Below are 25,238 nucleotides of genomic sequence, written 5' to 3' on the forward strand. Positions count from 1 at the left end.
CGGGGTCTCGTTCGTGGGCATGACGGTCCGGTCAGAAGAGGAAGTACCGCTGGGCCATGGGAAGTTCCGTCGCCGGAGCCGGTTCGACGGGCTCGCCGTCGATCGTCACGGTGAACGTATCGGGGTCGACCTCGACCCGCGGCAGCGCGTCGTTCTCCCGCATGTCCGCCTTGGTCACCCCCCGCGTGCCGCGGATCGGGGCGAACCGCTTGTAGAGGTCCAGCCGGTCCGCCAGGCCGTCGTCCAAGGCGGCCTGGGTCACGAAGTTGACCGAGCCCCTGGCCGCCGCGCGACCGAGCGCGCCGAACATGGGGCGCGGCAGGACCGGCTGCGGGGTCGGGATGGAGGCGTTGGCGTCGCCCATCTGCGCGTACGCGATCTGGCCCCCCTTGATGACCAGGTGCGGTTTGACGCCGAAGAACGCCGGGTCCCACAGCACCAGATCGGCCAGCTTCCCGGTCTCGACCGAGCCGATCTCCCCGTCGAGGCCCTGCGCCACCGCCGGGTTGATGGTGTATTTGGCGACATAGCGACGCGCCCGGTGGTTGTCGGCGCGGCCGTCGCCGGCCAACGCCCCGCGGCGTCGCTTCATCACATGCGCGGTCTGCCAGGTGCGCAGCACCACCTCGCCGATCCGCCCCATGGCCTGGGAGTCGGAGGAGATGATCGAGATCGCGCCGAGGTCGTGCAGCACATCCTCCGCGGCGATGGTGCTGGGCCGGATGCGGGACTCGGCGAACGCGAGGTCCTCGGGGACGGCCGGGTTGAGGTGGTGGCAGACCATCAGCATGTCGAGGTGCTCCTCGACGGTGTTGACGGTGTGCGGGCGCGTCGGATTGGTGGAGCTGGGCAGTACGTTCGGCTGGGAGACCACGGTGATGATGTCGGGCGCGTGCCCGCCGCCCGCGCCCTCGGTGTGATACGCGTGGAGGGTGCGCCCGGCGATGGCGGCGAGGGTGTCGCCGACGAAGCCCGCCTCGTTGAGGGTGTCGGTGTGAATGGCGAGCTGGGCGCCGCTCTCCTCGCAGACGCCGAGGCAGGCGTCGATGGCGGCGGGGGTCGCCCCCCAGTCCTCATGGATCTTGAATCCGAGCGCTCCGCCGCGCAGTTGGGACCACATCGCCTCACGTGAGACGGTGTTGCCCTTGCCGAGCAGCCCGATGTTGACCGGATACCCCTCCAGCGCCTCGAACATCCGGGCGAGATGCCAGGGGCCGGGGGTGATGGTGGTCGCCTTGGTGCCCTCGGCGGGTCCGGTGCCGCCGCCGACGAGGGTGGTGATCCCGGAGCAGAGCGCCTGGTCGACCAGGGTCGGCGAGATGAAGTGGACATGGGCGTCGATGGCACCCGCGGTGAGAATCCTGCCGTTGCCCGCGATGACCTCGGTCTCGGGCCCGATGACGAGGTCGGGGTGCACACCGTCCATGGTGTCGGGGTTCCCGGCCTTGCCGATCCCGGTGATACGGCCGTCACGCAGGCCGATATCCGCCTTGACGACGCCCCAGTGGTCGAGCACGACGGCGCCGGTGATCACGGTGTCGGGGGCGCCCTCGGCGCGGGTGGCGCGGGACTGGCCCATGGATTCGCGGATCACCTTGCCGCCACCGAAGACCGCCTCGTCCCCGGCCCGGCCGGGCCCGCCGCCCCGGTCCTCCTCGATCTCGATGAAGAGGTCGGTGTCGGCGAGCCGGATGCGGTCCCCGGTGGTGGGGCCGAAGAGATCGGCGTACGCGGCGCGGTTGAGTTCAGCGGTCATGCCGTACCTTTTCCTTCGCTTCTCCGCCCGCGAGGCGACAGCGCGCCCCGTCGCCCATATGCCGCCCGGCGGCCTCGCGTGCGACGCTCACAACCGCCCTCCCGTCTCCCCGCGCAGCCCCGGCACGATCCGCTCCCCCGCGATCGGGATCAGGGCGACCTCGACGGGGATGCCCGGTTCGAAGCGCACGGCGGTACCCGCGGCGATGTTCAGCCGCTTGCCGCGGGCGGCGGCGCGGTCGAAGTCGAGGCCGGGGTTGGCCTCGGCGAAGTGGTAGTGGGAGCCGACCTGGACGGGCCGGTCGGCGGCGTTGAGCACGGTGAGTCGGGTGACGGGCCGCCCCTCGTTGAGGGGCACCGGCTCATCGGCGTAAAGGATCTCTCCGGGGATCATGCGCAGGCCCCCCGTCAGACTATCGGCTGGTGAACGGTGACCAGCTTGGTGCCGTCGGGGAAGGTGGCCTCGACCTGCACGTCCTGGAGCATCTCGGGTACGCCCTCCATCACCTCGTCGCGGGTGAGCACCCGGCGGCCGGAGGCCATCAGCTCGGCGACGCCGCGGCCGTCGCGGGCGCCCTCCAGGATATGGGCGGTGATCAGCGCCGTCGCCTCGGGGTGGTTGAGGAGCACGCCCCGGGCCCGTCGCTTCTCGGCCACGTCGGCGGCCACATGGATGAGCAGACGTTCCTGCTCATGCGGGGTCAAACGCACGCTTTCCACCTCATTCTCGCCCTCATCCCGCGGAAGCCCTTATCCGGCGGAAACCACCCGCTCCGCACGGTACGGGGCGACTTGCGTCCGGCCTTCGCAGGTTAGTTCCGCGGCATTTCGTCGGCGTTAACTGAGCCATTGACCGAGCAACCTTGATCAATCCGATCGATGCTGGTCAAGACGGTCTTATGAGCCACGGTCACGTTTCGGTACCCCCCTCGGCCACCACCCGACATCCGCTCGGCGGACCCGTACGTCCGGCTATCGCACTTGACGGCCCCACCGCGTAGCCCCGATTCTCATCACCGCAACATCATGATTCACCTGCTCCGCTCCAACCCCCCACATCACAACGGAGCCCAACTGTGAAGCGAATAGCGTCAATTCGCCGCGGAAGCCTCGCGGCGGCAACCGGTGCCGCGCTCGCCGCGGCCCTGCTGAGCGGCGCCTCCGGCGCCGAGGCCACCGTCAACACCAAGGCCGCCGCCCCCGACGTGGACGTCGCGGCCGTCAAGGCCGACCTGGGCGAGCTGCAGTCCATCGCGGACGCCAACGGCGGCAACCGTGCCCATGGCGAGCCCGGCTACCAGAAGTCCCTGGACTTCATCAAGGGCAAGCTGGACGAGGCCGGATTCACGACCTCCGTCCAGGAGTTCACCTCCGGCGGCAAGAAGGGCTACAACCTCATCGCCGACTGGAAGGGCGGCGCCGACGACAAGGTCGTGATGGCCGGTTCCCATCTCGACTCGGTCGAGGCCGGCCCCGGCATCAACGACAACGGTTCCGGCTCGGCCGCGATCCTCGAGGTCGCGCTGGCCGTGGCCAAGGCCGACCTCCAGCCCGCCAAGCACCTGCGGTTCGCCTGGTGGGGCGACGAGGAGGACGGCATGGTCGGCTCGACGCACTATGTCGACAGCCTGGCGGCCGACGAGAAGTCGAAGATCGACTCCTACCTCAACTTCGACATGCTCGGCTCCCCCAACCCGGGCTACTTCGTCTATGACGACGACCCGGAGCTGGAGAAGGTCTTCAAGGACTGGTACGCGGCGAAGGACATCACGACCGAGCCGGAGACCGAGGGCGACGGCCGCTCGGACCACGCCCCGTTCAAGGACGCGGGCGTGCGGGTCGGCGGTCTGTTCACCGGCGCCGAGGCCACCATGAGCCAGGAGCAGGCCGACCAGTGGGGCGGCAAGGCGGGCGAGGCGTTCGACCCGTGCTACCACTCCGCGTGCGACAAGACGTCGAACATCGACGACAAGGCGCTGGACCTGAACACCGACGCCATCGCCAACGCGATCTGGGCGCTCAGCTCCTGACGAGCGCCCCCACACCGGACCGGCGCTGAGCCGGTCCGGTCCCGTCCGTCACTCCTCGCGGCCCGGACGCCGATCCCCGGCGTCCGGGCCGCGGTGTTCCGCCGCGATGCCGAAGCGCCGCCGTTCGCCCGGAGCGGACGAGGTGGGGCGCATCGACGACACGGTGCTGATCACCTGCTCCTCCCCGCCCGTCTCGATCTCCTCGAGTCGCCGCAGGTCCGCAGCGGACACCAGGGCGACAAGCGGCTTCCCGTGGCGCGTGACGACCACCCTCTCGCCGCCGTACACCACGCGGTTGATCAGCTCCGCGAGCTCTGCACGGGCTTGCGTCACCGGAATCTCGTAAGCCATGCTCCCATCATATCTGGATGTACATCCTGTACATTTTTTACGGAGCCGACGAACTCCGCTGACGACGACGCCGAGAGGTGACGCGATGGAACGACCGACCGCGCGCTATGTCCTGCCCGAGTTCACCGAGCGCACCAGCTCGGGGACGCACACCATGGACCCGTACTCCAAGCTGCTCTCCGAGCGCATCGTCTTCCTCGGCACCCCCATCGACGACACCGCCGCCAACGATGTGATCGCGCAGCTGATCCATTTGGAGCACGCCGCGCCCGACCAGGGCATCTCGCTCTACATCAACTCGCCCGGCGGCTCGTTCGGGGCCATGACGGCGGTCTACGACACCATGCACTTCGTCTCCTGCGACATCGAGACGGTCTGCCTGGGCCAGGCCGCCTCGGCGGCCGCCGTGCTGCTGGCCGCCGGCACCCCGGGCAGGCGCCTGGCCCTGCCGGGCGCGCGGATCCTCATCCACCAGGCCGCGTTCAGCGAGCCGGTCGAGGGCACGACCTCGGATCTGGAGATCCAGGCCAATGAGCTGCGGCGCACCCAGGAGATGCTCGAGGAGATGCTGGTGCGGCACACCGGCCAGAGCGTCGAGCGGATCCGGGCCGACATCGACCGCGACAAGATCTTCGATGCCGAGGGCGCGATGGCCTACGGGCTGGTGGACGAGGTCACCCAGAGCCGTAAGCGGCCGGGCCCGCCGCCGCGGACGAGGTGAGCGCGGTGCTGCCACCGGAGCTGCCCCCGCTGCCCGCGCTCACCCGCGCGGAGGGGAACGTGATCGACGGCTATCTGGAGGTGGTCGATCTGCTGGGCCGGATCAACCCGGCGCGCGGCCGTGACACCTACGGCAGTCTGCGGGCCGCCCAGGCACTGGTGGGGAAGGCCACCGCGCTGCGGGACGCGCTGACGCTGATGCATGAGCGCGGGGAGAGCGAGCTGCACACCGCGACCCTGGCCCGGGCGCTGCGGGTGCTGGACGGGGAGCGGCGCGCGGAGCGCGTCACGCTGCCCCCGGCGCTGCGGGCCTGAGGCGGGCTCGCCGGGGCGCGGGACGGTCGGAGGGGGCGCGGGGCCCGTCACCGTCGCGCAAGGCCGTCGCCCGAATGGCGGAGCGGGATCCCGGCGCTCCGGGCGGGACCGGCTTGCGCCCCGCGGCCGCCCCGGGTCCGTTCCACCGCCCGCCCCATCACGCCGCAGCACGGCCGTTCGGGCAGGTCATGGACGTATGGCGGGATGGTCGGCACCACCCGAACGGCCCTGCCGTGACCACCGTCACATCACGCCCTCTCGAGTCGGAACCGGCGCCGCGCCTGCGTGACCATCCCTGGAGACGACAGGACCCCGCCACCGCACGGGGCGGGGTCGGCTCACGAAGGGTTTCGTGTGATGTCTGCGCACATACGCATCCCCAGGATGTTCTCCCGAGCGAGCGCCGTCTCCGCCCTCACCGTCGCCGCCGTGGGCGGCACCGTGGCGACGCCGGGCTGTCCACCGGAGGCCGAGGCCTCGACCGTCGCCGCCAAGGCGCTGCGGATCGCGGCCTCCAAGAAGGGCGCACCGTACAAGTACGGCGCGGCGGGGCCGAAGCGCTTCGACTGCTCCGGGCTGACGCAGTACGCCTACAAGCGGGCCGGAAAGCGGCTGCCACGCACCGCGGCCGCCCAGTACAACCGGACCCGCCACATCAAGGCCGCCTCTCGCAAGGGCGGTGACCTGGTGTTCTTCCACTCCGGCAGCGGGGTGTACCACGTCGGGGTGTACGCGGGCGGCGGCCGCGTCTGGCATGCCCCCAAGACCGGCCAGGTGGTGCGGCTGGAGCGGATCTGGACCAAGAAGGTCTGGTACGGACATGTGCGCTGACCCGCCGTAGGCGTCAGTGGCCGTGGGTAGGTTGACGGGGCCGGGACCACCGCTGTGGACCGGCCCCGTCGACCACCGGAGGCTTCGCATGGCGTATCTCAGCCCGGTTCGGCACATCACCTTCGACGCCCGTGATCCCCACGCCCTCGCACGGCTCTGGTCCCGGCTGACCGGCTACCCCCTGGAGCCGCCGTCGGGGTCCCGGGACGCCGAGGTGGAGCGGCTGATCGGGCTCGGCGCGCGCGTGGTGGACGACCGGCGCACGGAGGACGGGCTGGGGTGGGTGGTGATGTCCGACATCGAGGGCAATGAGTTCTGCGTGGAGCGCAGCGCCGTCGAGCGCGGTGTGGTCCCGGCATGAGCGAGCCCTTCCAGGCGGACCGGACCTACGACCAGGTGTATCTGCTCTTCGTCGACACCTCCGGGTATTCGACGATCGTCCGCTCGAACCCCAGGGACCGCGCCGCCCACGCCTTCGATCTGCTGCGCGAGCGGATGCGCGCGCGGATCGAGCAGTTCTCGGCCCGGCACCGCTGTGCCCGCGGCGACTTATGGAGCTGGCGTGGCGACGGGGGCTTCTTCGCGGTCCACGACGACCGCGAGAGCGTGGCCCGCGATGTCGCGCTGGAGTCGGCCCGCACCTTTCTCACCCTCGATCTGCGCCATCTGCGGGACGAGTTCGCCCAGGCGGGGGTGGACGGCGAGCTGCATGTGCGGATGGCGCTGCACAAGGGGGCGATACGGCACACCGGCGAGGGCCGGACCGGCACCATCCACTCCCCCGACATCAATCTGGCCGCGCATCTGGAGAAGGCCACTCCGCCGGACTGCCTGGCGGTCTCGGAGGATGTGTACCGCACCGCGGGGCCGTACGCGGAGCTGTTCGCCCATGTGGGAAGCCATGAGGGCAAGGACGTCTATCTGATGGCGGGCGACGGGGGCCCGGACGGGGCGGCCAAGGCGTGGCTGGCGGGCCGGGGGCTGGCGGACGGCGCCCCGGTGCACGCGTATCCGGAGCGGCCGAGCCCCCAGGAGAAGGCGCGGCTGCTGGACGCGGCGGCCGAGGAGGTCCTGGACATGGGTACGGCGCTGCGCACCACCTCCGGCCGGCTGGTCACCACCGAGCGTCCGGCCCGCTTCCGCGACGCGGTCCTCGGGCTGCTGCGCCGGGGCGGCACCTACCACTGCTATCTGCTGGACCCGTCCTCGGACGCGGCGGCCACGCTCTCCCGCCAGTACCAGGAGGACATGACGCGGAAGATCAAGGATTCGCTGGAGCGGTTCGGCCGTTTCAAGGAGCGCTACGGGGCGGAGGCCGACGGCCTGCGGGTCTATCAGACGGAGGGATTCCCCGGCTTCTCGGCGCTCACCATCGATATGCGCGGGCCGAGTGGGCTGATCCTGTACTCCTCGTATCTGATGGGCACGAGCCGGTACGGGGTGATCGAGCGCGGCGACATGCCGCACTATCTGATCGGTCCGGCCGCCGGGCGGGTCTACACCCGGATCCGCCAGCTGGCCGAGGCGCGGGGCTCGGAGGGGCAGGCCCAGCGCGTGCTGTGAGCGGTTCGGGCGGATCGGGGCGGTCCGGCCGGGCTCAGCGGACGGGGACATTCCACCAGCGGGCCGGGACGGTCCACCCGTTCAGCGGACCGGGACGGTCCACGGCAGGGCGATCCAGACGGTCTTGCCGCCGTCCGCGGTCGGGGTGACGAACACCTCGCCGCCCGACTCCGCGGCCAGACAGCGGACGATCACCATCCCGCGCCCGCTGTCCTGCTGGGTGGCCAGCGGCAGCCACCTGGGCCATTTCGGATGGCTGTCGGTGACCCCGATCTCCAGCCGCTGCTCGCGGTCGAGCCGTAGGTCCACGGTGAAGGTGGGCGACTGGCCCACGGTGTGCTCCACGGCGTTGGTGGCGAGCTCGGAGATGATCAGCCGCACGGTGTCGGCGGCCTCCGCTCCCGCCCCGAGCCCCCATTCGGCGAGCACGTCCGTGACATAGGCGCGTGCCGCGGGAACCGACGCCGGTGCGCTCGGCAGAGTGACGGATGCTTCCTGATGGTCTGCCATGACGGCCTGTCCCTTTCCGGCCGGGGCGCGGCTGCGGACGCGTTTCGAGGGTGGTACTGCGAAACCGGTGAAGTCGTGGGCTGCCCCGACGGCTCTACGCGTCAGACTGCCACCAATGGCCGCCGTAGCGGGGACGATCCATCGAGTTATGCATATATCTGTCGCTCAAAGCGGTGAACTCTGCTACGGAAGACCGGATTTGGAAGGCACACTGGGCCACTGGTGCGACACGCGCTGTGGGTGACGCGCCAAAAGGAAGGCGGGAGGGAGAACTGATGCGATACGGCCCGGCGGTGCGTCGCCGCAAGCTCGGCGCGGAACTGCGCCGCCAGCGCGATCTGGCCGGGCTCACCAGCGGTGAGGTCGCCAACCAGCTGGGCTGGCACCAGTCGAAGGTGAGCCGGATCGAGACCGGGCGGAGCGGCGCCAAGCCCTCGGATGTGGCACGGCTGCTGGAGGTCTACCAGGTCGCCGACCCGGAGCTGCGCGCCCTGCTGGAGGCGCTGTGCCGCGGGGGTGCCTCGGATCCGGAGGGGTCACGGCGCGGCTGGTGGTACGCGTACCGCGATCTGCTGCCGCCCGCCTACCGGGATTTCATCAGCCTGGAGGCGGAGGCCTCGGACGCGTACACCCTGGAGACCACGGTGGTGCCGGGGCTGCTGCAGACCCCGGACTACGCCCGGGCGGTGACCCTCGCGGCGCTCCCGGATCTGCCGGGGCCGCAGGTGGACTCGCTGGTCGAGGTGCGGATCGCGCGCCAGTCGGTGCTGCACGGCGAGCGGCCGCTGCGGCTGCACGCGGTGCTCGACGAGGCGGCGCTGCGGCGTGAGGTGGGCGGGCCCGGAGTGATGACGGCGCAATTGCGCCATCTGGCCGAACTCTGCGTATTGCCTCAAGTGCAGCTACAGGTGCTGCCATTCTCTATCGGAATGCCCATTGGTATGACAGGTCCTTTCATTATTTTCTCTTTTCCGCACATTAGTGACCTGGACGTAGTAGTTCTCGACCACTTGACGAGTAGCCTCTATCTGGAGCGGAAAGAAGACCTCCGGGCGTACAGCGCCGCGTTCGAAGTACTGCGCGCACACGCCCTGACACCTGAGGAATCGTTGTCCTTCATCAACAAAATCGGGGGCGGCGCCTGAGGGGGCACCATGTCCAAAATGTCCGCCAACTCCGTCGACTGGCTGCGCAGCAGCTACAGCGTCGGAATGAACAACTGCGTCGAGACGGCCCTGCTGGGGCCCGACCGGCTCGGCGTGCGCGATTCGAAGAACACGGCGGGACCCGTCCTGCTGTTCACCCCGTCGACCTGGGTCTCCTTCCTCGAGGGACTCAAGGGCGACGGCCCCGGCTCCGGCACCTCCCGCTCGGCCGGAACCGGAAGCTGATCCGTCAGTGAAGTACCTCTTCCGCCGGTGAGCTGATCCGCTCACCTCCCGTCAGGGAGCCATCAGGCGGTCGGCGCGGTCCTCACGATCACGTCGACCGCCTCTTCGACCTGCTCCTCCGTCAGATCCCCGCGCGCGGTCAGCCGCAGCCGGGAGACGTCGTCCGGGACGGACGGCGGACGGAAGCACCCCACCATCAGCCCGGCCGCGCGGCAGTCCGCGGCCCAGCGCACGGCCTTCTCCGGCGACGGGGCCCGCACCGACACCACCGACGCGTCCGGCCGCACCGCGGCCAGCCCGGCGGCGGCCAGCCGCCCGTACAGCCCCATGGCGACCGTACGGACGCGGGCGGCGCGCTCCGGCTCCCGGCGCAGCAGCCGCAGGCTCGCCAGTGCGGCGCCCACGGCCGCCGGGGTGAGTCCGGTGTCGAAGATGAACGTCCGTGCGGAGTTCACCAGATGCTCGATCACCCGGGCGGGCCCCAGCACCGCCCCGCCCTGGCTGCCCAGCGACTTGGAGAGGGTGGCCGTGACCACCACGTCCGGCGCGCCCGCGAGCCCGGCCTCGTGCACCGCGCCGCGCCCGCCCTCGCCGAGCACCCCCAGGCCGTGTGCCTCGTCCGCCACCAGCGCCGCGCCGTACGACCGGGAGGCGCCGGCGAGGGCGGCCAGCGGGGCGGCGTCGCCGTCGACGGAGAAGACCGCGTCGCTGACGACGAGGGCGCGCCGCCGCGCCTTCCCCGCCTTCGCTTCCCCCGCGTCCGCTTCGGCCGCTTCGGCCGCTTCGGCCGCGCCCAGCGCCTTGCGCACGGCGTCCGGGTCGGCGTGCGGGACGACGGCGATCTCGGCGCGGGAGAGCCGGCAGCCGTCGATGAGCGAGGCGTGGTTGTCCGCGTCGGAGACGACCAGGGCGTCCCGGCCGCTCAGCGCCGAGACGGCGGCCAGGTTGGCCGCGTAGCCGGAGGAGAACACCAGGGCCGCCTCGAATCCGCAGAACTCGGCGAGTTCCCGCTCCAGCGTGGTGTGCAGCTCGGTGGAGCCGGTGACCAGGCGCGAGCCGGTGGACCCCGCGCCCCAGCGGTGCGCCGCCGCGGCCGCGGCGGCCGTCACCTCCGGGTGCCGGGCCAGCCCCAGATAGTCATTGCTCGCCAGATCGAGCAGCGGGGAGTCGGCGGGGCGGGGGCTGAGCCGGCGCACCAGCCCCGCCCGGTCGCGCCGCTCCCGCTGTGCGTCGATCCATGCGAACGCGTCGTCGCGGTCGTGGGGCATCGGCTGCCTCGCCTTCCGTGGCCTCGTCTCGGGCACCGACTGTCGGGTCCGGATAGAACGTAGCCTCGTCCATGCCCGGTCATGGTGTGGCAATACACACACCCCGATCAGCGCGTCTTGTACGGTCTCTCCTTGGCCGCGGACGGTGGGGTAGGAAAGGATCGTCGCCATGGACCTGCTGAACACGCTGGTGGAGAAGGGGCTGCGGCGCGAGACGCCCACCCGCGAAGAGGCGCTCGCCGTCCTGGCGACCTCCGATGACGAGCTGCTCGATGTGGTGGCCGCGGCGGGCAAGGTGCGCCGCGCCTGGTTCGGGCGGCGGGTGAAGCTCAACTATCTGGTGAACCTCAAGTCGGGGCTGTGCCCCGAGGACTGTTCGTACTGCTCGCAGCGGCTGGGCTCGAAGTCCGGGATCCTCAAGTACACCTGGCTCAAGCCCGAGCAGGCGGCCGCCGCGGCGGGCGCCGGGGTCGCGGGCGGCGCCAAGCGGGTGTGCCTGGTCGCCAGCGGACGCGGCCCGACCGACCGCGATGTGGACCGGGTCTCCCAGACCATCGCCGCCATCAAGGAGGAGCACCAGGACGTCGAGATCTGCGCCTGTCTGGGGCTGCTGTCCGACGGCCAGGCGGAGCGGCTGAAGGACGCGGGGGCGAACGCGTACAACCACAACCTCAACACCTCCGAGGCGACGTACGGCGACATCACCACCACCCACACCTACGCCGACCGGGTCTCGACCGTGCAGCAGGCCCAGGCGGCGGGGATGTCCGCCTGCTCCGGGCTGATCGCGGGCATGGGCGAGTCGGACGAGGACCTGGTCGACGTGGTCTTCTCGCTGCGCGAGCTGGACCCGGACTCGGTGCCGGTCAACTTCCTCATCCCGATCGAGGGCACCCCGCTGGCCGGGGACTGGAACCTCACCCCGCAGCGCTGTCTGCGGATCCTGGCCATGGTGCGGTTCGTCTGCCCGGACGTCGAGGTGCGGCTCGCGGGCGGCCGCGAGATCCATCTGCGGACGCTCCAGCCGCTGGCCCTGAACCTGGCGAACTCGATCTTCCTCGGCGACTATCTGACCACCGAGGGCCAGGCGGGCAAGGACGATCTCGCGATGATCGCCGACGCGGGCTTCAAGGTGGAGGGCACCGATACGACGACGCTGCCCGCGCACCGCGCGGACGCGGCTGCCGCCGCCGGTTCCGGCTGCGGCGGCCACGGCGGGGAGGGCGGCGGCTGTGGCCCGTGCGGTGACGCGGCGCCCGCCGATGCCGTACCCGCCGACGCCGTACCCGCCGACGCCGTACCCGCCGATGCCGTACCCGCCCAGGCGGCGGCCGGTGCGACGGTCTCCGCCCCCGCGGGCACGCAGGAGTCCCACGTCGGCCTGGTCGCGGTGCGCCGCCGCGGCGCGGGCACGGATCTGCCGCCCAATGCCTGAGCCGCTGACCCCGGCCGAGCTGCGGGAGCTGGACCGGCAGCACGTCTGGCATCCGTACGGCCCGATGCCCGGCCGCCAGGACCCGCTGGTCGTGGAGTCCGCGGCCGGGGTCCGGCTGCGGCTGGCCGAGCCGGTGGAGGGCGTCCGCGAGCTGGTGGACGGGATGTCGTCGTGGTGGTCCGCCATCCACGGCTACAACCACCCGGCGCTCAACGACGCCGCGCGCGGTCAGCTGGACCGGATGAGCCATGTGATGTTCGGCGGGCTCACCCATGAGCCCGCCGTCCGGCTGGCCACCCGGCTGGTGGAGATCACACCGGAGCCGCTCCAGCACGTCTTCCTCGCCGACTCCGGCTCGGTGTCGGTCGAGGTCGCGGTGAAGATGTGCCTCCAGTACTGGCGCTCCCTCGGCCGCCCCGCCAAGCGGCGGCTGCTGACCTGGCGCGGCGGCTACCACGGCGACACCTGGCAGCCGATGGCGGTGTGCGACCCCGAGGGCGGCATGCACCGGCTGTGGTCCGGTGTGCTGCCCGAGCAGATCTTCGCGGACGCCCCGCCACCCGGCTTCGACGCGGACCCCGACCCGGCGTACGAGCGCCACGTCCGTGAGCTGGTGGCCCGTCACGCCCATGAGCTGGCCGCGGTGATCGTGGAGCCGGTGGTGCAGGGCGCGGGCGGGATGCGCTTCCACTCCCCCGCGCTGCTGCGGGTGCTGCGCGAGGCGTGCGACGAGCACGATGTGCTGCTGGTGTTCGACGAGATCGCCACGGGCTTCGGCCGATCGGGCGCGCTCTTCGCGGCCGAACACGCGGGGGTGTGCCCCGATGTGATGTGTCTGGGCAAGGCGCTGACCGGGGGCTATCTGACCCTCGCCGCCACGCTGTGCACCCCGCGGGTGGCGGAGGGCATCTCGCGCGGCGAGGTCCCGGTGCTCGCCCACGGCCCGACCTTCATGGGCAATCCGCTGGCCACGGCCGTGGCCTGCGCCTCGATCGATCTGCTGCTCTCCTACGACTGGCGGCAGGAGGTCAAACGGATCGAGACCGGGCTGCGGGACGGTCTCGCGGAGGCGGCCGCCATGCCGGGCGTCCGGGACGTACGGGTGCTCGGCGCGATCGGCGTCGTCCAGCTGGACCGTCCGATGGACGACGCGGCGATGGCGGCGGCGACGCGGGCCGCGGTGCGCGAGGGCGTATGGCTGCGCCCGTTCCGCGATCTGCTGTACACCATGCCGCCGTACATCACCGGGGACCACGATCTGGCCCGGATCTGCGCGGCGGTCCGGGCGGCCGCGGCCGCGGCCGTCTGACCCGCCCGCCCCGCTCGCGGTCGGCCCTCCCCAGAGAAAAGAGACCGACCGCAGGCCGGGGCACGCGGGGGCAGACCGGGGCAGCCTGAGGCACGCCCCAGGGCACGAACGAAAGCGAAAGGCAACGGAAACGAAGATGTCAGTCTTGGTCGTCACCGGTACGGGCACGGAGATCGGAAAGACCGTCAGCACGGCGGCCGTCGCCGCCGCGGCGCTCGCGCGCGGCCACTCGGTGGCGATGCTCAAACCCGCCCAGACCGGTGTCGCGGAGGGCGAGCCGGGCGATGCCGCGGAGGTGTCCCGGCTCGCCGGGGCGGTGACCCTGCTCGAACTCGCCCGCTACCCCGAGCCGCTGGCCCCCGCCACCGCCGCCCGCCGTGCCGGACGGCCTCCGGTGCGGCCGCACGAGGTGGCCGACGCGGCCGAGAAGCTGGCCACCGAGCACGATCTGGTGCTGGTCGAGGGCGCGGGCGGGCTGCTCGTGCGGTTCGACGAGACGGGGGCGACGCTCGCCGACGCGGCCCGGCTGCTCGGCGCGCCCGTTCTCGTCGTCGCCCACGCGGGTCTCGGCACGCTCAACGCGACCACCCTGACCACCGAGGCGCTGCGCGCCCGCGGACTGGAGTGCCCCGGTGTGGTCATCGGCAGCTGGCCCGCCGCCGCGGATCTCGCCTCCCGCTGCAATGTGGCCGATCTGCCGGAGTCCTCCGGTGTCCCGCTGCTGGGCGCCGTCCCCCAGGGCGCCGCCGCCCTGCCGCCCGCCGAATTCCGCGCCCAGGCCCCCGATTGGCTGGCGCCCCGGCTGGGCGGCACCTGGGACGCGACGCGGCTGGCCGCGTAGCGACACCCCCCGCCTGGGCAGAATCCCGGTACCGGTCATCGTCCCTCCCTGGGACACAGCCGGGACAAACCGTCCGCACCTGGGACAAGGGGGAGCTCCCATGCCCGTATGCCGTCGCACACCCCCGCGTGACGCCGTCCACCACCCGCTCTTCGCCCGCTGCTACGCCAGACTGAGCCCGCTGGCCGACGAGCGGGCCGGTCTGGGTGGGCTGCGCGGCGAGCTGCTGGCCGGGCTCTCCGGCCGGGTCATCGAGATCGGCGCGGGCAATGGGCTGAACTTCCCGCACTACCCCGAGACCGTCTCCGAGGTCGTCGCCATCGAACCCGAGCGCCATCTGCGGCGGCTGGCCACCCGGGCGGGGCTGCGCGCCGGGGTGCCGGTGGACGTGGTGCCGGGCGTCGCCGAGGCGCTGCCGGTCAAGAGCGAGGGGTTCGACGCGGCGGTGGCCTGTCTGGTGCTGTGTTCGGTGCGCGATGTGCGGCGCGCGCTCGCCGAGCTGCTGCGGGTGCTGCGGCCCGGCGGTGAGCTGCGCTTCCTCGAGCACGGCCGCGCCGAGGGGCGGGTTCTGGCGACCACCCAGTGGGCGCTGGACCGCACGGTGTGGCCGCTGATGTTCGGCGGCTGCCATACGGGGCGCGAGGTGCGGTCGGAGATCGCGGCCACGGGCTTCGAGCCGATCGGCCACCGCCGGCTGCGCATCCCGGACCGGGGCCCGACGCTGCCGACGTCCCCGTGCGTGCTCGGCGCCGCCCGCCGCCCGTCCGCGCCCTCCGGTCCCTGATCGCCTCCCCGTCGGCGTTCGCATTCCCGTACGCCCGCGTCCGCAGGCGCGCGTACCGGCGGCCGGGTCCCTACCATCGAGGGCACGACGTTCCGATACGGGGAGGCATCATGTCCACACCGGCGGCAACGAAGACGGACGGGTTCGCGGACGGCGGCGCCCATGTGGCGGCCCGGGCCCGGTCCCTGACCAAGGCGTACGGCAGCGGCGAGACGGCCGTGCTCGCGCTGGACGCGGTGGACGTGGAGATCGAACGGGGCAGGTTCACCGCCGTGATGGGCCCGTCCGGCTCCGGGAAGTCCACCCTGATGCACTGTCTGGCGGGTCTCGACACGGTCTCGTCGGGCCGGGCCTGGCTGGGCGACACCGAGATCACCGGCCTGGGCGACAAGGAGCTGACCCAGCTCCGCCGCGACCGGATCGGCTTCATGTTCCAGTCGTTCAACCTGCTGCCCACGCTCAACGCGGCCGAGAACATCACCCTGCCCATGGACATCGCGGGCCACAAACCCGACCAGGAGTGGGTGAACCGGGTCATCGACACCCTCGGGCTGCGGGACCGGCTGCGGCACCGGCCCGCCCAGCTGTCCGGCGGACAGCAGCAGCGGGTGGCATGTGCGCGGGCGCTCGCCTCCCGCCCCGAGCTGATCTTCGCGGACGAGCCCACCGGCAACCTGGACTCACGGGCGGGCCTTGAGGTGCTGCGCTTCCTGCGGGAGGCCGTGGACGAACTGGGTCAGACGGTCGTCATGGTCACCCACGACCCGACCGCCGCCGCCCACTCCGATCTGGTGCTCTTCCTCGCCGACGGCCGGATCGTGGACCGGATGGAGCGGCCCACGGCCGAGGCGGTGCTGGAGCGGATGCACATCTTCACGGCCGCCACCGCGCCCCCCGGGGCCGCCCCGGACCCCGACCCGCTGAACTGAGCCCGGGGCCCAGGGCCGGTGCCGGACCCGGGCCCGCGCTCGACCGGCGCGGCGGCCGAATGAGGGCCTGCGGTTCGAAAGGCGCCCTGAAGGGGCGCGGGGATGTGCCGATGTGCGGCTCCGCCGCGGCTGTGCCGATATGCGGCTCCGCCGCGTGGGACCAGCCACGACGCCGCCGCAGACGATCGACGGCAGCTCAGCGCGCTCACAGCGGAGCGGCCTTGCGGTGCCGAACGGCGCCGATCTCGGATACGTTCGCGGTATCCGCGATCAAGGAGGGCTCATGGCAAGGCCGTTCCGTTTCGGAGTCAATCTGCTCACCCTTGAATCGGCCGAGGCATGGCGGGAGAAGTGCCGCCATGGCGAGCAACTCGGCTATGACGTGCTGCTGGCCCCCGACCACCTCGGCAACCCAGCCCCGTTCCCGGCGCTGGCCACCGCCGCCGAGGCGACCGAGCGCCCGCGGCTGGGCACCTTCGTGCTCAACGCCGGCTTCTGGAACCCCGCGCTGCTCGCCCGGGAGGTGGCCACCTGCGACGCGCTCACCGACGGCCGGCTGGAGCTCGGCCTGGGCGCCGGCTATGTCAAGGCCGAACACGACAGCGCCGGGCTGCCGTTCGGTTCGCCCCGGGAGCGGGTGGACCATCTGGTGCACACCGTGGCCGAGTTGGAGCGGCTGCTGACCGATTCCGAGCACCGGCCGCGGTCCACCCAGTCCCCGCGCCCGCCGCTGCTGCTCGGCGGCAACGGCGACCGGCTGCTGCGGCTGGCCGCGCGCCACGCCGACATCGCGGCCTTCACCGGCGCGGTGCAGCCCGCCGGCAAGCCCCAGGGCACCCTGCAGCTGATCAGCCCCGAGGCGCTGGAGGGCCGGGTCGCCGCCTTCCGCCGATTCGCCGCCGAAGCGGGGAGGACGAAGGGGTCCGCTGAGAGCGATGACCCCATCGAGCTGAACTACCTCATCCAGATGGTCGGCCCCACCGAGGACCGCCGCGCCAAGGCGCGTGAGCTGGCCCCGTACGCACCGGACCTCACCGAGGACCAGCTGCTGGAGCACCCGGCGCTGCTGCTGGGCGACGCCAAGGAGATGGCGGAGCAGCTGCGGGCCCACCGCGAGCGGTTCGGCTTCTCGTACTTCACGGTGCTGGAGCACAACATGGAGGCGTTCGCCCCGGTGATCGAGGAGCTGCACGGCAGCTGACCCGGCGGAATCCCGTCGACGCCGCGGTCCGCCCGATGGTGGGATACGGCCATGAACGATCTCCGGATACGGGCCGCGGCCCCCGCCGACCTCGACACCGTGCTCACCTTCTGGAAGGAGGCGGCGGAGGGCACCAGCATCAGCGACGACCGGGACGGGGTGGCCCGGCTGCTCGACCGCGACCCCGAGTCGCTGCTGCTGGCCGAGCGGGACGGTGAGCTCGCCGGGACCGTGATCGCCGGTTTCGACGGCTGGCGCTGCCATCTGTACCGGCTGGCCGTCCACCCCGGGCACCGCCGCCGCGGCGTGGCGACGGCCCTCCTGGCGGCGGCCGAGGAGCGGTTCGCGGCCCTGGGCGGACGGCGCGGGGACGCGATGGTGCTGAACGGGAACGAGCTCGCCCACCACGCGTGGAGTGCGGCGGGCTATGAGCCGCAGTCGCAGTGGAGCCGCTGGGTCAAGCCGCTGCGCCCCTGACCCCGGCGGCCGTCCCGGGCGCGGCGCCGCCGTGCGGGGCCTTTCAGGGCCTGTCCGGAGTTGTGATCTGGGCTCGCGGGGCGTGGCAGGCACGCACCACGCCCCGCTCCCTGATCCAGATCACAACTCCAGACAGGCCCTAGCATGGGACGGAGGTGAACCGATGACCGAAGTCCTCCTCCTCGCCGTGGCGCTCCTCCTGGCGGTGGCCTGTGGCGCCTTCGTCGCGGCGGAGTTCTCGCTGACCACGGTCGAGCGCGGCGAGCTGGAACGCGCGGCCGGGCGCGGGGAGCGCGGCGCGGCCGGGGCGCTGAAGGCCGTGCGGAGCCTCACCTACCAGCTCTCCGGCGCGCAGCTCGGCATCACCGTGACCAATCTGGTCGTCGGCATGCTGGCCGAACCGTCCGTCGCGGCCCTGCTGGCCGGGCCGCTCACCGCGATCGGCGTGCCCCCGTCAGCCGTCCACTCGACCGCGCTGGTGCTCGGCACCTTCCTGTCGACCGTCGTGCTGATGGTCGTCGGCGAGCTGGTGCCCAAGAACTGGGCGATCTCCCGGCCGCTGCCGGTGGCCAAGGCCGTGGCCACTCCGCAGCGGGTCTTCAGCTCCCTCTTCCGCCCGCTGATCAGCCATCTCAACAACACCGCCAACCGCACCGTGCGCCGAATGGGCCTGGAGCCCGCCGAGGAGCTGGCCTCCGCGCGCGGCCCGCAGGAGCTGATCGCCCTCGCCCGGCACTCGGCCAAGGAGGGCGCGCTGGAGAAGGGCACCGCCGAGCTGTTCGTCCGCACCCTCAACCTCGCCGGGCTCACCGCGGAGAACGTGATGACCCCGAGGGTGCGGGTGGTGGCGCTGGACGTACGGGCCACCGCCGAGGACGTGGCCAACGCGACCCGCGCCACCGGGCTGTCCCGCTTCCCCGTCTACCGGGGCAGCCTGGACACCGTCGTCGGGCTCGTCCACATCAAGGACGTGCTGGCGGTCCCCGCCGAGGAGCGGCCCCGCCGCCCGGTGTCGGAGCTGATGCGCGAAGCGGTGTTCGTCCCGGAGTCGCTCACCGTGGACCGGCTGCTGGACCGGCTCTCGGCCCAGCGCAGCATGGCCGTGGTGATCGACGAGTACGGCGGTACGGCCGGGGTCGTCACCCTGGAGGACATCGTCGAGGAGGTGGTCGGCGAGGTCCGCGACGAGCACGACCCGCATGAGACCGCCCAGCTGATCCCCATGGGCCGGGACCCGGAGGGCCATACGCTGTACGACGCGGACGGCGCGGCCCGCGTCGATCAGCTGGAGCGCATCGGGCTGCGGGTGCCCCCGGGCCCGTACGAGACGCTGGCCGGGCTGGTCGCCACCGAGCTGGGCCGGATCCCGGCCGTCGGCGACACCGTCGAGCTGGGGGGCTGGTCGGTGGAGGTGCGGAAGGTGACGAGCCACCGGGCGGCCCGGGTCCGGCTGCGGGCGCCGCTGCACGGTACCGGGGGCGACGGGGCCGGCGGTGTGCACGGAGCCGAGGGGGCTACGGGCCGATGACCGTTCTCCAACTGCTGATCGGGCTGCTGACGCTGGTCTTCAACGCCTTCTTCGTGGGCGCGGAGTTCGCCCTGATCTCGGTGCGCCGCAGCCAGATCGAACCGCATGCCCAGCAGGGCGACCGGCGGGCCCGGGCCGTGCTGTGGGGTCTGGAGCATCTCTCCGCGCTGCTGGCCGCGGCCCAGCTCGGGATCACGCTGTGCACGCTGGTGCTGGGCGCCGTGGCGGAGCCGGCCATCGCGCATCTGCTGGAGCCCTTGTTCCATGTGGTGGGTCTGCCGCTGGGTCTGGTGCACCCGATCTCGTTCGTGATCGCGCTGTCCCTGGCCACGTATCTGCACATGCTGTTCGGCGAGATGGTGCCGAAGAACGTGGCGCTGGCCGAGCCGGTGCGCACCGTGCTGCTGCTCGGCCCGCCCCTGGTCGCCCTCGCCCGCGCCCTGCGTCCGGTGATCTTCGGGGTGAACGCCCTGGCGAACGGGGTGCTGAAGCTGTTGCGCGTGGAGCCCAAGGGCGAGGTCGCGGCGACCTTCTCCGACGATGAGCTGGCCCGGATGGTCTCGGACTCCAGCGAGGCCGGGCTGCTGGACGACCGCGCCACCGAGCGGCTGCGGGACGCGCTGGAGCTGAGCCGGCGGCGGGTGCGGGACGTGGTGCTGCCCATGGGCCGGGTGGTCACGGCGCGGCTCGGGGTGACCCCCGATGAGCTGGAGCGGCTGTCGGCACGGACCGGCTTCTCACGGTTCCCGGTGGTGGACGACTCCGGGCGGATCCTGGGCTATCTGCATGTGAAGGACGCGCTGGACGCACGGCCCCGGGATGTGCCGTTCCGCCCCGATCAGCTGCGCCCGATCCCCCGGGTGCGGTCCCTCACGCCGCTGGACGACGTGCTCACCGCGATGCGCGACAGCCGTACCCATCTCGCGGCGGTCATCGCCGCGGACGGACGGCTGGAGGGGCTGGTGACCATGGAGGACGTACTGCGCGAGCTGGTCGCCTGAGGGCTCCTGCCCGCCCGTGTCCGATCATTCCTCGGTGCGTCTGGACTCATGAGCGATGATGCACGCCTGCCAGTGGGCCAGCGCCTCCTCCCTGCCGCCGCCGCCCTCCTCGGCCACCGCCACCAGCGCATGGGCGGCCATCGCGGCGAGCCGCACCGCGACCCGGCACACATCGCGCGTATCGAGCGGCTCCAGGAGGGCGGCGGCGCCCTCCCCGTCGTCGGCGAGCGCGGCGGCGACGATGGCCATGGTCGTACGGTCGCATTCGAAGGCATCCACGCCGACCAGACTGCCCCGCCGCGCGACACGCGGAACCCCGGGCGGTCCAACCGGTCCAACCGGTCCAACCGCGACCCCGGCCGGACGGCCCGCGCGAGGCTCAGCGGCGGGGACCGGGGCCGGGACCGGGCCGGGTGCCCATCGGGTCGTAACGGAAGATCACGTACTCGACCCGGCCGATGACCTTGGTGCGGTTCGTCCGCCGGTACAGCTCGGGTGGCCGGAAGATGTTGTCGTCGTAGATGTCCGCGCCGGGCTCCACATTCCAGCTGGCGGTCGTCCCGTTCCGCGCTCCGCCCTCGAAGTAGATGTGGGTCATCGCCATGCGGCTCATCATGCTCGCGCTCGGCGGTCCACGCAGCCCACGCACCGGGATAGGATCGCCCGAGCCATGCAGACGAACATCACCTACAGCAGCTTTGTCGCGATCGGCGACTCCTTCACCGAGGGCATGTCGGACGCGCTTCCCGACGGCACCTACCGAGGCTGGGCGGATCTGCTCGCCGGGCGGCTCGCGGCCCGCAACCCCGGCTTCCGCTACGCCAATCTCGCCGTACGCGGCAAGCTCATCGGGCAGATCGTCGAGGAGCAGACGGGCCCGGCGGCGGCCATGGGCGCCGACCTGGTGACCCTGGTCGGCGGGCTGAACGATGTGCTGCGGCCGAAATGCGACGTGGACCGGGTGTGCGGACTGCTGGAGGAGGCCGTCGAGCGGCTGGCGCCCAGCTGCAAGCGGCTGGTGCTGATGCGCAGCCCGGGGCGGCGCGGACCGGTGCTGGCGCGGTTCCTGCCCCGGATGGAGCGGCTGTTCGCGTTCATCGACGAACTCGGCGCACGGCATGACGCGACCGTCGTGGACCTGTACGCCTCCGAGGCCGTCGGGGACCCCCGGATGTGGCACGAGGACCGGCTGCATCTGAACGCCGAGGGGCACCGGCGGGTCGCCGAGGCCGTATGGCAGGCGCTGGGCCATGAGCCGGAGGAGGACTGGAACGCGCCCCTGCCGCCCGCGGTGCCCATCGGGTGGCTGGCCCGCCGCACCTCGGATGTGCGGTTCGCCCGCCAGCACCTCGGGCCGTGGATCGGCAGGCGGCTGACCGGCCGGTCCTCGGGCGACGGGCGGGCCCCCAAACGCGCCGAGCTGCTGCCGTACGAGGGCTGATCGGAACGGCCCGCGCCCCGGCCCGTTCGGCGGGATCCGGCCGGGCCGTTCCGGGGGTCCGTCCGGGCCGTTCTGCGGCGTCCCTCGGCCACCGGTCTGGCCTGCGAGGACGGCCAGTAGACTCTGTGCACGTGACTGGTAAGCCGCGCATTCCGAACGTCCTGGCCAACCGCTACGCCTCCACGGAGCTGGCCGTCCTGTGGTCCCCCGAGTACAAGGTGACGCTGGAACGGCGGCTGTGGCTCGCCGTGCTCCGCGCCCAGAAGGACCTCGGAATCGAGGTGCCGGACGCCGCCCTCGCCGACTACGAGCGGGTCCTGGAGACCGTCGACCTGGCCTCGATCGCCGAGCGCGAGAAGGTCACCCGCCACGATGTGAAGGCCCGCATCGAGGAGTTCAACGCCCTCGCCGGCCATGAGCACGTCCACAAGGGCATGACCTCCCGCGATCTCACCGAGAACGTGGAGCAGCTCCAGATCCGGCTCTCCCTGGAGCTGGTGCGGGACCGTACGGTCGCGGTGCTGGCCCGGCTCGGCAAGCTGGCCGCTGAGCACGCCGAGCTGGTGATGGCCGGGCGGTCGCACAATGTCGCGGCGCAGGCCACCACGCTCGGCAAGCGGTTCGCCACCGCGGCGGACGAACTGCTGGTGGCGTACGAGCGGCTGGAGAACCTGCTGGGCCGCTATCCGCTGCGGGGCATCAAGGGCCCGGTCGGCACCGCGCAGGACATGCTGGACCTGCTCGGCGGCGACGCGGCGAAGCTGGCCGAGCTGGAGCGGCGGATCGCCACCCACCTGGGCTTCGGGCAGGCGTTCACCTCCGTCGGCCAGGTCTATCCGCGCTCGCTGGACTACGACGTCGTCACCGCGCTGGTGCAGCTGGCCGCGGCCCCGTCCTCGCTGGCCAAGACCATCCGGCTGATGGCCGGGCACGAGCTGGTGACCGAGGGCTTCAAGCCCGGCCAGGTCGGCTCGTCCGCGATGCCGCACAAGATGAACACCCGCTCCTGCGAGCGCGTGAACGGCCTCGCGGTGATCCTGCGCGGCTACGCCTCGATGACCGGTGAGCTGGCGGGCGACCAGTGGAACGAGGGCGATGTCTCCTGCTCGGTGGTGCGCCGGGTCGCGCTGCCGGACGCGTTCTTCGCCTTCGACGGGCTGCTGGAGACCTTCCTGACCGTGCTCGACGAGTTCGGCGCCTTCCCCGCCGTCATCGCCCGCGAGCTGGACCGCTACCTCCCCTTCCTCGCCACCACGAAGGTGCTGATGGGTGCCGTACGGACCGGGGTGGGCCGCGAGGTCGCCCATGAGGCGATCAAGGAGCACGCGGTGGGCGCGGCGCTGGCGATGCGCGAGCGGGGCGCCGAGCGCAATGAGCTGCTCGACTCGCTCGCCTCCGATGAGCGGATCCCGCTGGACCGGGCCGCGTTGGGCGCGCTGATGGACGACAAGCTCTCCTTCACGGGCGCGGCCGCGGACCAGGTGGGCGCGGTGGTCGCCCGGATCGAGGAGATCGTCAAGGAGCGCCCGGAGGCCGCCGCCTACGCCCCCGGCTCGATCCTCTGACGCGCGGCGATGACCCCCGCCGAACTGGAGGCCGCCCGCGACCGCCTCGTCCCCGATGTGGTCGCGGACGGGCTGCGCGTCCTCTTCTGCGGTATCAACCCCGGGCTGATGACGGCCGCCACCGGCCACCACTTCGCCCGCCCCGGCAACCGCTTCTGGCCCGCCCTGCACGCCTCGGGGTTCACCCCTCGACGGCTCGATCCGTCCGAGCAGTCGGAGCTTGTGCGCTATGGGCTGGGCATCACCAATGTGGTGGCGCGCGCCAGCGCCCGGGCCGATGAGCTGAGCGACGAGGAGTACCGGGAGGGCGGCCGGATCCTGGAGGAGAAGGTGCTCCGGCTGCGGCCGCGCTGGCTGGCGGTGGCGGGTGTCACCGCCTACCGGGTGGCGTTCGGCGACAAGAAGGCGAAGATCGGGCCGCAGACGAGGACCATAGGCGAGACCCGGATCTGGGCCCTGCCGAATCCGAGCGGTCTCAACGCGCACTGGACGCTGGCCGCGATGGCGGAGGAGTTCGGCCGCCTCAGGGCCGCCGCCGGGGACCCTGGCTAGGTGTGTTGTCCTTGGCCGATCTTCCAGTATGCCCGTGATCGTCCGGACGCCCGACGTGACACCGGCCGTGGACACCCGGGAACCACGCGGCCGAGATCGTCACGGCTTCGCCGTACGGCCTGGCAGCGCGGCGGACCGCCCCTTCCGGGCACCGCACGGGCGGTTGGTCCGGGAATGCGCCGCCGCGGCTGCCCGTCCCGCCGCGCCCGCGGTTACGCCCGGACACCTGAGACATGAGGTGATGCCGTCGGCGCGGTCACTCGAACCGTGCTGTGTCGCCCGCCCCTCGACGTACGATCTCGGCTTCGCCGCCGGACAAGTCGATGACCGTGGTCGGCTCGGTGCCGCAGTCACCCGAGTCCACCACGGCGTCCACCACGTGGTCGAGCCGTTCTTTGATCTCCCAGCCCTGCGTCATCGGCTCGTCCTCGTCGGGCAGGAGCAGGGTGCTGGAGAGCAGCGGCTCACCGAGGTCGGCGAGCAAGGCCTGAGTGGCGGTATGGTCAGGAATCCGGACTCCGACCGTCTTTTTCTTCGGGTGCAGCAGCTGCCGCGGCACCTCCTTCGTCGCCGGGAGGATGAAGGTGTAGCTGCCGGGCGTCGCTGCTTTGATCACGCGGAACACGTCTTTGTCGACGTGCACGAACTGGCCCAGCTGCGCGAAGTTCTGGCACACCAGGGTGAAGTGGTGACGCTCGTCGAGGTTCCGGATCGACCGGATCCGGCCGATGCCGTCACGATTGCCCAGTCGGCATCCCAGTGCGAAGCAGGAGTCCGTCGGGTAGGCGATGAGCGCGCCGGAGCGGATCATGTCAGCCACATTGCTGATGGTGCGCTGCTGTGGATTCTCGGGGTGCACATCGTAGTACTTCGCCATCCGCCGAGCCTATGCGATCAGGACACCCCGGCCATCCGAACGAAGCGCCCCGGACCGCCCGCGCCGCCTCACCGCCCACGTCGTCCCGTCCGCGCCCGTCGTGCCCAGCGCCGGAGGGGGCGTCATATCGTCCCCTCCTCCCCTATCGCCACCAGCAGCTGGAACGGCAGCTCGCGGTCGCCCTGCCCGACCCCCAGCCCGACCCAGCGCCCGTCGACGCGCCAGACGCGCAGCTCGGGTACGTAACCGCACAGGGTGTCCAGCGGGGGCGGGACCGGTTCGCCCATCGCCGAGCGCTCCAGGGAGTCGGTCAGGTCGAGGACGTCGGGGGTGCCCCACCGTAAGGTCAGCACCTGGTCCAGCGCGCTCAGCTCGGCCTCGAACTCCTCCAGCACCTCCTCGACCCGGCTCAGATCCGCGTCCCAGAAGTCCTCACTGACCCGGAGGTCGGCGACATGGAAGCCGGGGCCGCTCTCCACCCATCCGTCGGCGGTCCGCTGCGCGGGGAAGTCCCGCACGCGCAGCTGATCGATCGTGGCCACATGGTCCGCCGTACTGGTCATG

Annotated in this window: 30 protein-coding genes; 20 read left to right on the plus strand and 10 right to left on the minus strand. The window is 71.9% G+C overall.

The window, feature by feature from the left end:
* Positions 1 to 31: 31 nt before the first annotated feature.
* The 3 genes from GWI24_RS09020 to GWI24_RS09030 form a co-directional block, all read right to left on the minus strand.
* Complete coding sequence (locus GWI24_RS09020) at positions 32 to 1,756, minus strand: urease subunit alpha (RefSeq protein ID WP_210945364.1); 1,725 nt, start codon at positions 1,754 to 1,756, stop codon at positions 32 to 34.
* 87 nt (positions 1,757 to 1,843) lie between these two features.
* Positions 1,844 to 2,149: an urease subunit beta gene (locus tag GWI24_RS09025; RefSeq protein WP_191067019.1), complete on the minus strand. Its 306-nt coding sequence runs from the start codon at positions 2,147 to 2,149 to the stop codon at positions 1,844 to 1,846.
* Between the two features lie 14 nt (positions 2,150 to 2,163).
* Positions 2,164 to 2,466 carry an urease subunit gamma gene (locus GWI24_RS09030; RefSeq protein ID WP_210945365.1) on the minus strand — a complete coding sequence of 101 codons (303 nt, stop codon included), beginning with the start codon at positions 2,464 to 2,466 and terminating at the stop codon, positions 2,164 to 2,166.
* 365 nt (positions 2,467 to 2,831) lie between these two features.
* Here GWI24_RS09030 and GWI24_RS09035 point away from each other — a divergent pair, with 365 nt between their 5' ends.
* A complete protein-coding gene (locus GWI24_RS09035) occupies positions 2,832 to 3,785 on the plus strand; it encodes a M28 family metallopeptidase (protein ID WP_210945366.1) in 954 nt (317 codons plus the stop codon).
* Positions 3,786 to 3,833: 48 nt separating this feature from the next.
* Here GWI24_RS09035 and GWI24_RS09040 read toward each other — a convergent pair whose 3' ends face one another.
* The gene (locus GWI24_RS09040) at positions 3,834 to 4,136 is read right to left on the minus strand and encodes a type II toxin-antitoxin system Phd/YefM family antitoxin (RefSeq protein ID WP_138916272.1); all 303 of its coding nucleotides are present in this window, start codon (positions 4,134 to 4,136) and stop codon (positions 3,834 to 3,836) included.
* Between the two features lie 85 nt (positions 4,137 to 4,221).
* On the opposite strand from GWI24_RS09040, the gene GWI24_RS09045 reads away from it, so the two are divergent.
* The 5 genes from GWI24_RS09045 to GWI24_RS09065 all read left to right on the plus strand — a co-directional run bounded on the left by GWI24_RS09045 (position 4,222) and on the right by GWI24_RS09065 (position 7,565).
* Positions 4,222 to 4,857, plus strand: coding sequence for an ATP-dependent Clp protease proteolytic subunit (locus GWI24_RS09045; protein WP_210945367.1), 636 nt, complete (start codon positions 4,222 to 4,224; stop codon positions 4,855 to 4,857).
* A gap of 5 nt (positions 4,858 to 4,862) precedes the next feature.
* A complete protein-coding gene (locus tag GWI24_RS09050) occupies positions 4,863 to 5,171 on the plus strand; it encodes a hypothetical protein (RefSeq protein WP_020866582.1) in 309 nt (102 codons plus the stop codon).
* Positions 5,172 to 5,528: 357 nt separating this feature from the next.
* The gene (locus GWI24_RS09055) at positions 5,529 to 6,002 is read left to right on the plus strand and encodes a C40 family peptidase (protein ID WP_210945368.1); all 474 of its coding nucleotides are present in this window, start codon (positions 5,529 to 5,531) and stop codon (positions 6,000 to 6,002) included.
* A gap of 88 nt (positions 6,003 to 6,090) precedes the next feature.
* A complete protein-coding gene (locus GWI24_RS09060; RefSeq protein ID WP_210945369.1) occupies positions 6,091 to 6,363 on the plus strand; it encodes a VOC family protein in 273 nt (90 codons plus the stop codon).
* On the plus strand, positions 6,360 to 7,565 hold the full coding sequence (locus GWI24_RS09065; RefSeq protein ID WP_210945370.1) for a hypothetical protein: 1,206 nt from the start codon (positions 6,360 to 6,362) through the stop codon (positions 7,563 to 7,565). The genes GWI24_RS09060 and GWI24_RS09065 overlap by 4 nt, the downstream gene beginning before the upstream one ends.
* Before the next feature lie 81 nt (positions 7,566 to 7,646).
* Here the strand turns inward: GWI24_RS09065 and GWI24_RS09070 are convergent, their stop codons facing one another.
* Positions 7,647 to 8,075: an anti-sigma regulatory factor gene (locus GWI24_RS09070; RefSeq protein ID WP_210945371.1), complete on the minus strand. Its 429-nt coding sequence runs from the start codon at positions 8,073 to 8,075 to the stop codon at positions 7,647 to 7,649.
* 275 nt (positions 8,076 to 8,350) lie between these two features.
* Here GWI24_RS09070 and GWI24_RS09075 point away from each other — a divergent pair, with 275 nt between their 5' ends.
* Positions 8,351 to 9,220 (plus strand): helix-turn-helix transcriptional regulator, encoded by an 870-nt coding sequence (locus GWI24_RS09075; protein ID WP_210945372.1) that lies wholly within the window; start codon positions 8,351 to 8,353, stop codon positions 9,218 to 9,220.
* 18 nt (positions 9,221 to 9,238) lie between these two features.
* Positions 9,239 to 9,466 (plus strand): DUF397 domain-containing protein, encoded by a 228-nt coding sequence (locus GWI24_RS09080; protein ID WP_372461915.1) that lies wholly within the window; start codon positions 9,239 to 9,241, stop codon positions 9,464 to 9,466.
* A 62-nt stretch (positions 9,467 to 9,528) separates the two neighbouring features.
* Here the strand turns inward: GWI24_RS09080 and GWI24_RS09085 are convergent, their stop codons facing one another.
* Complete coding sequence (locus GWI24_RS09085; RefSeq protein WP_210945373.1) at positions 9,529 to 10,734, minus strand: 8-amino-7-oxononanoate synthase; 1,206 nt, start codon at positions 10,732 to 10,734, stop codon at positions 9,529 to 9,531.
* Between the two features lie 169 nt (positions 10,735 to 10,903).
* Between GWI24_RS09085 and bioB the strand changes: the two genes are divergently transcribed.
* From bioB to GWI24_RS09130, 9 genes are all read left to right on the plus strand, one after another.
* Positions 10,904 to 12,169, plus strand: coding sequence for a biotin synthase BioB (gene bioB, locus GWI24_RS09090; RefSeq protein ID WP_210945374.1), 1,266 nt, complete (start codon positions 10,904 to 10,906; stop codon positions 12,167 to 12,169).
* Complete coding sequence (locus tag GWI24_RS09095; protein ID WP_210945375.1) at positions 12,162 to 13,478, plus strand: adenosylmethionine--8-amino-7-oxononanoate transaminase; 1,317 nt, start codon at positions 12,162 to 12,164, stop codon at positions 13,476 to 13,478. Before bioB ends, GWI24_RS09095 begins: the two co-directional genes overlap by 8 nt.
* Positions 13,479 to 13,614: 136 nt before the next feature.
* A complete protein-coding gene (gene bioD, locus GWI24_RS09100) occupies positions 13,615 to 14,319 on the plus strand; it encodes a dethiobiotin synthase (RefSeq protein WP_210945376.1) in 705 nt (234 codons plus the stop codon).
* Between the two features lie 100 nt (positions 14,320 to 14,419).
* On the plus strand, positions 14,420 to 15,103 hold the full coding sequence (locus tag GWI24_RS09105; protein WP_210945377.1) for a class I SAM-dependent methyltransferase: 684 nt from the start codon (positions 14,420 to 14,422) through the stop codon (positions 15,101 to 15,103).
* 110 nt (positions 15,104 to 15,213) lie between these two features.
* Positions 15,214 to 16,032, plus strand: coding sequence for an ABC transporter ATP-binding protein (locus tag GWI24_RS09110; RefSeq protein WP_210945378.1), 819 nt, complete (start codon positions 15,214 to 15,216; stop codon positions 16,030 to 16,032).
* A 283-nt stretch (positions 16,033 to 16,315) separates the two neighbouring features.
* Positions 16,316 to 17,233 (plus strand): LLM class F420-dependent oxidoreductase, encoded by a 918-nt coding sequence (locus GWI24_RS09115; protein WP_210945379.1) that lies wholly within the window; start codon positions 16,316 to 16,318, stop codon positions 17,231 to 17,233.
* 51 nt (positions 17,234 to 17,284) lie between these two features.
* Positions 17,285 to 17,710 carry a GNAT family N-acetyltransferase gene (locus GWI24_RS09120; RefSeq protein WP_210945380.1) on the plus strand — a complete coding sequence of 142 codons (426 nt, stop codon included), beginning with the start codon at positions 17,285 to 17,287 and terminating at the stop codon, positions 17,708 to 17,710.
* 163 nt (positions 17,711 to 17,873) lie between these two features.
* Positions 17,874 to 19,238 carry a hemolysin family protein gene (locus GWI24_RS09125; protein ID WP_210945381.1) on the plus strand — a complete coding sequence of 455 codons (1,365 nt, stop codon included), beginning with the start codon at positions 17,874 to 17,876 and terminating at the stop codon, positions 19,236 to 19,238.
* The gene (locus GWI24_RS09130; RefSeq protein WP_210945382.1) at positions 19,235 to 20,239 is read left to right on the plus strand and encodes a hemolysin family protein; all 1,005 of its coding nucleotides are present in this window, start codon (positions 19,235 to 19,237) and stop codon (positions 20,237 to 20,239) included. The genes GWI24_RS09125 and GWI24_RS09130 overlap by 4 nt, the downstream gene beginning before the upstream one ends.
* 24 nt (positions 20,240 to 20,263) lie before the next feature.
* Here the strand turns inward: GWI24_RS09130 and GWI24_RS09135 are convergent, their stop codons facing one another.
* Positions 20,264 to 20,518 (minus strand): hypothetical protein, encoded by a 255-nt coding sequence (locus GWI24_RS09135; RefSeq protein ID WP_374103284.1) that lies wholly within the window; start codon positions 20,516 to 20,518, stop codon positions 20,264 to 20,266.
* Between the two features lie 100 nt (positions 20,519 to 20,618).
* Complete coding sequence (locus GWI24_RS09140; RefSeq protein WP_020866599.1) at positions 20,619 to 20,843, minus strand: hypothetical protein; 225 nt, start codon at positions 20,841 to 20,843, stop codon at positions 20,619 to 20,621.
* A gap of 66 nt (positions 20,844 to 20,909) precedes the next feature.
* Here GWI24_RS09140 and GWI24_RS09145 point away from each other — a divergent pair, with 66 nt between their 5' ends.
* From GWI24_RS09145 to mug, 3 genes are all read left to right on the plus strand, one after another.
* Positions 20,910 to 21,680 (plus strand): SGNH/GDSL hydrolase family protein, encoded by a 771-nt coding sequence (locus GWI24_RS09145; protein WP_210945383.1) that lies wholly within the window; start codon positions 20,910 to 20,912, stop codon positions 21,678 to 21,680.
* 131 nt (positions 21,681 to 21,811) lie between these two features.
* Complete coding sequence (gene purB, locus GWI24_RS09150; RefSeq protein ID WP_210945384.1) at positions 21,812 to 23,245, plus strand: adenylosuccinate lyase; 1,434 nt, start codon at positions 21,812 to 21,814, stop codon at positions 23,243 to 23,245.
* 9 nt (positions 23,246 to 23,254) lie between these two features.
* Positions 23,255 to 23,797, plus strand: coding sequence for a G/U mismatch-specific DNA glycosylase (gene mug, locus GWI24_RS09155; RefSeq protein WP_210945385.1), 543 nt, complete (start codon positions 23,255 to 23,257; stop codon positions 23,795 to 23,797).
* A gap of 256 nt (positions 23,798 to 24,053) precedes the next feature.
* On the opposite strand, the gene GWI24_RS09160 is transcribed toward mug, so the two are convergent.
* A complete protein-coding gene (locus GWI24_RS09160) occupies positions 24,054 to 24,674 on the minus strand; it encodes an L-threonylcarbamoyladenylate synthase (protein WP_210945386.1) in 621 nt (206 codons plus the stop codon).
* A 122-nt stretch (positions 24,675 to 24,796) separates the two neighbouring features.
* Positions 24,797 to 25,237 carry a hypothetical protein gene (locus GWI24_RS09165; RefSeq protein WP_210945387.1) on the minus strand — a complete coding sequence of 147 codons (441 nt, stop codon included), beginning with the start codon at positions 25,235 to 25,237 and terminating at the stop codon, positions 24,797 to 24,799.
* Position 25,238 lies beyond the last annotated feature (1 nt).

Origin of the sequence: Streptomyces sp. MK37H, assembly GCF_018035285.1 — a bacterium.
Taxonomy (GTDB): Bacteria; Actinomycetota; Actinomycetes; order Streptomycetales; family Streptomycetaceae; genus Streptomyces; species Streptomyces endocoffeicus.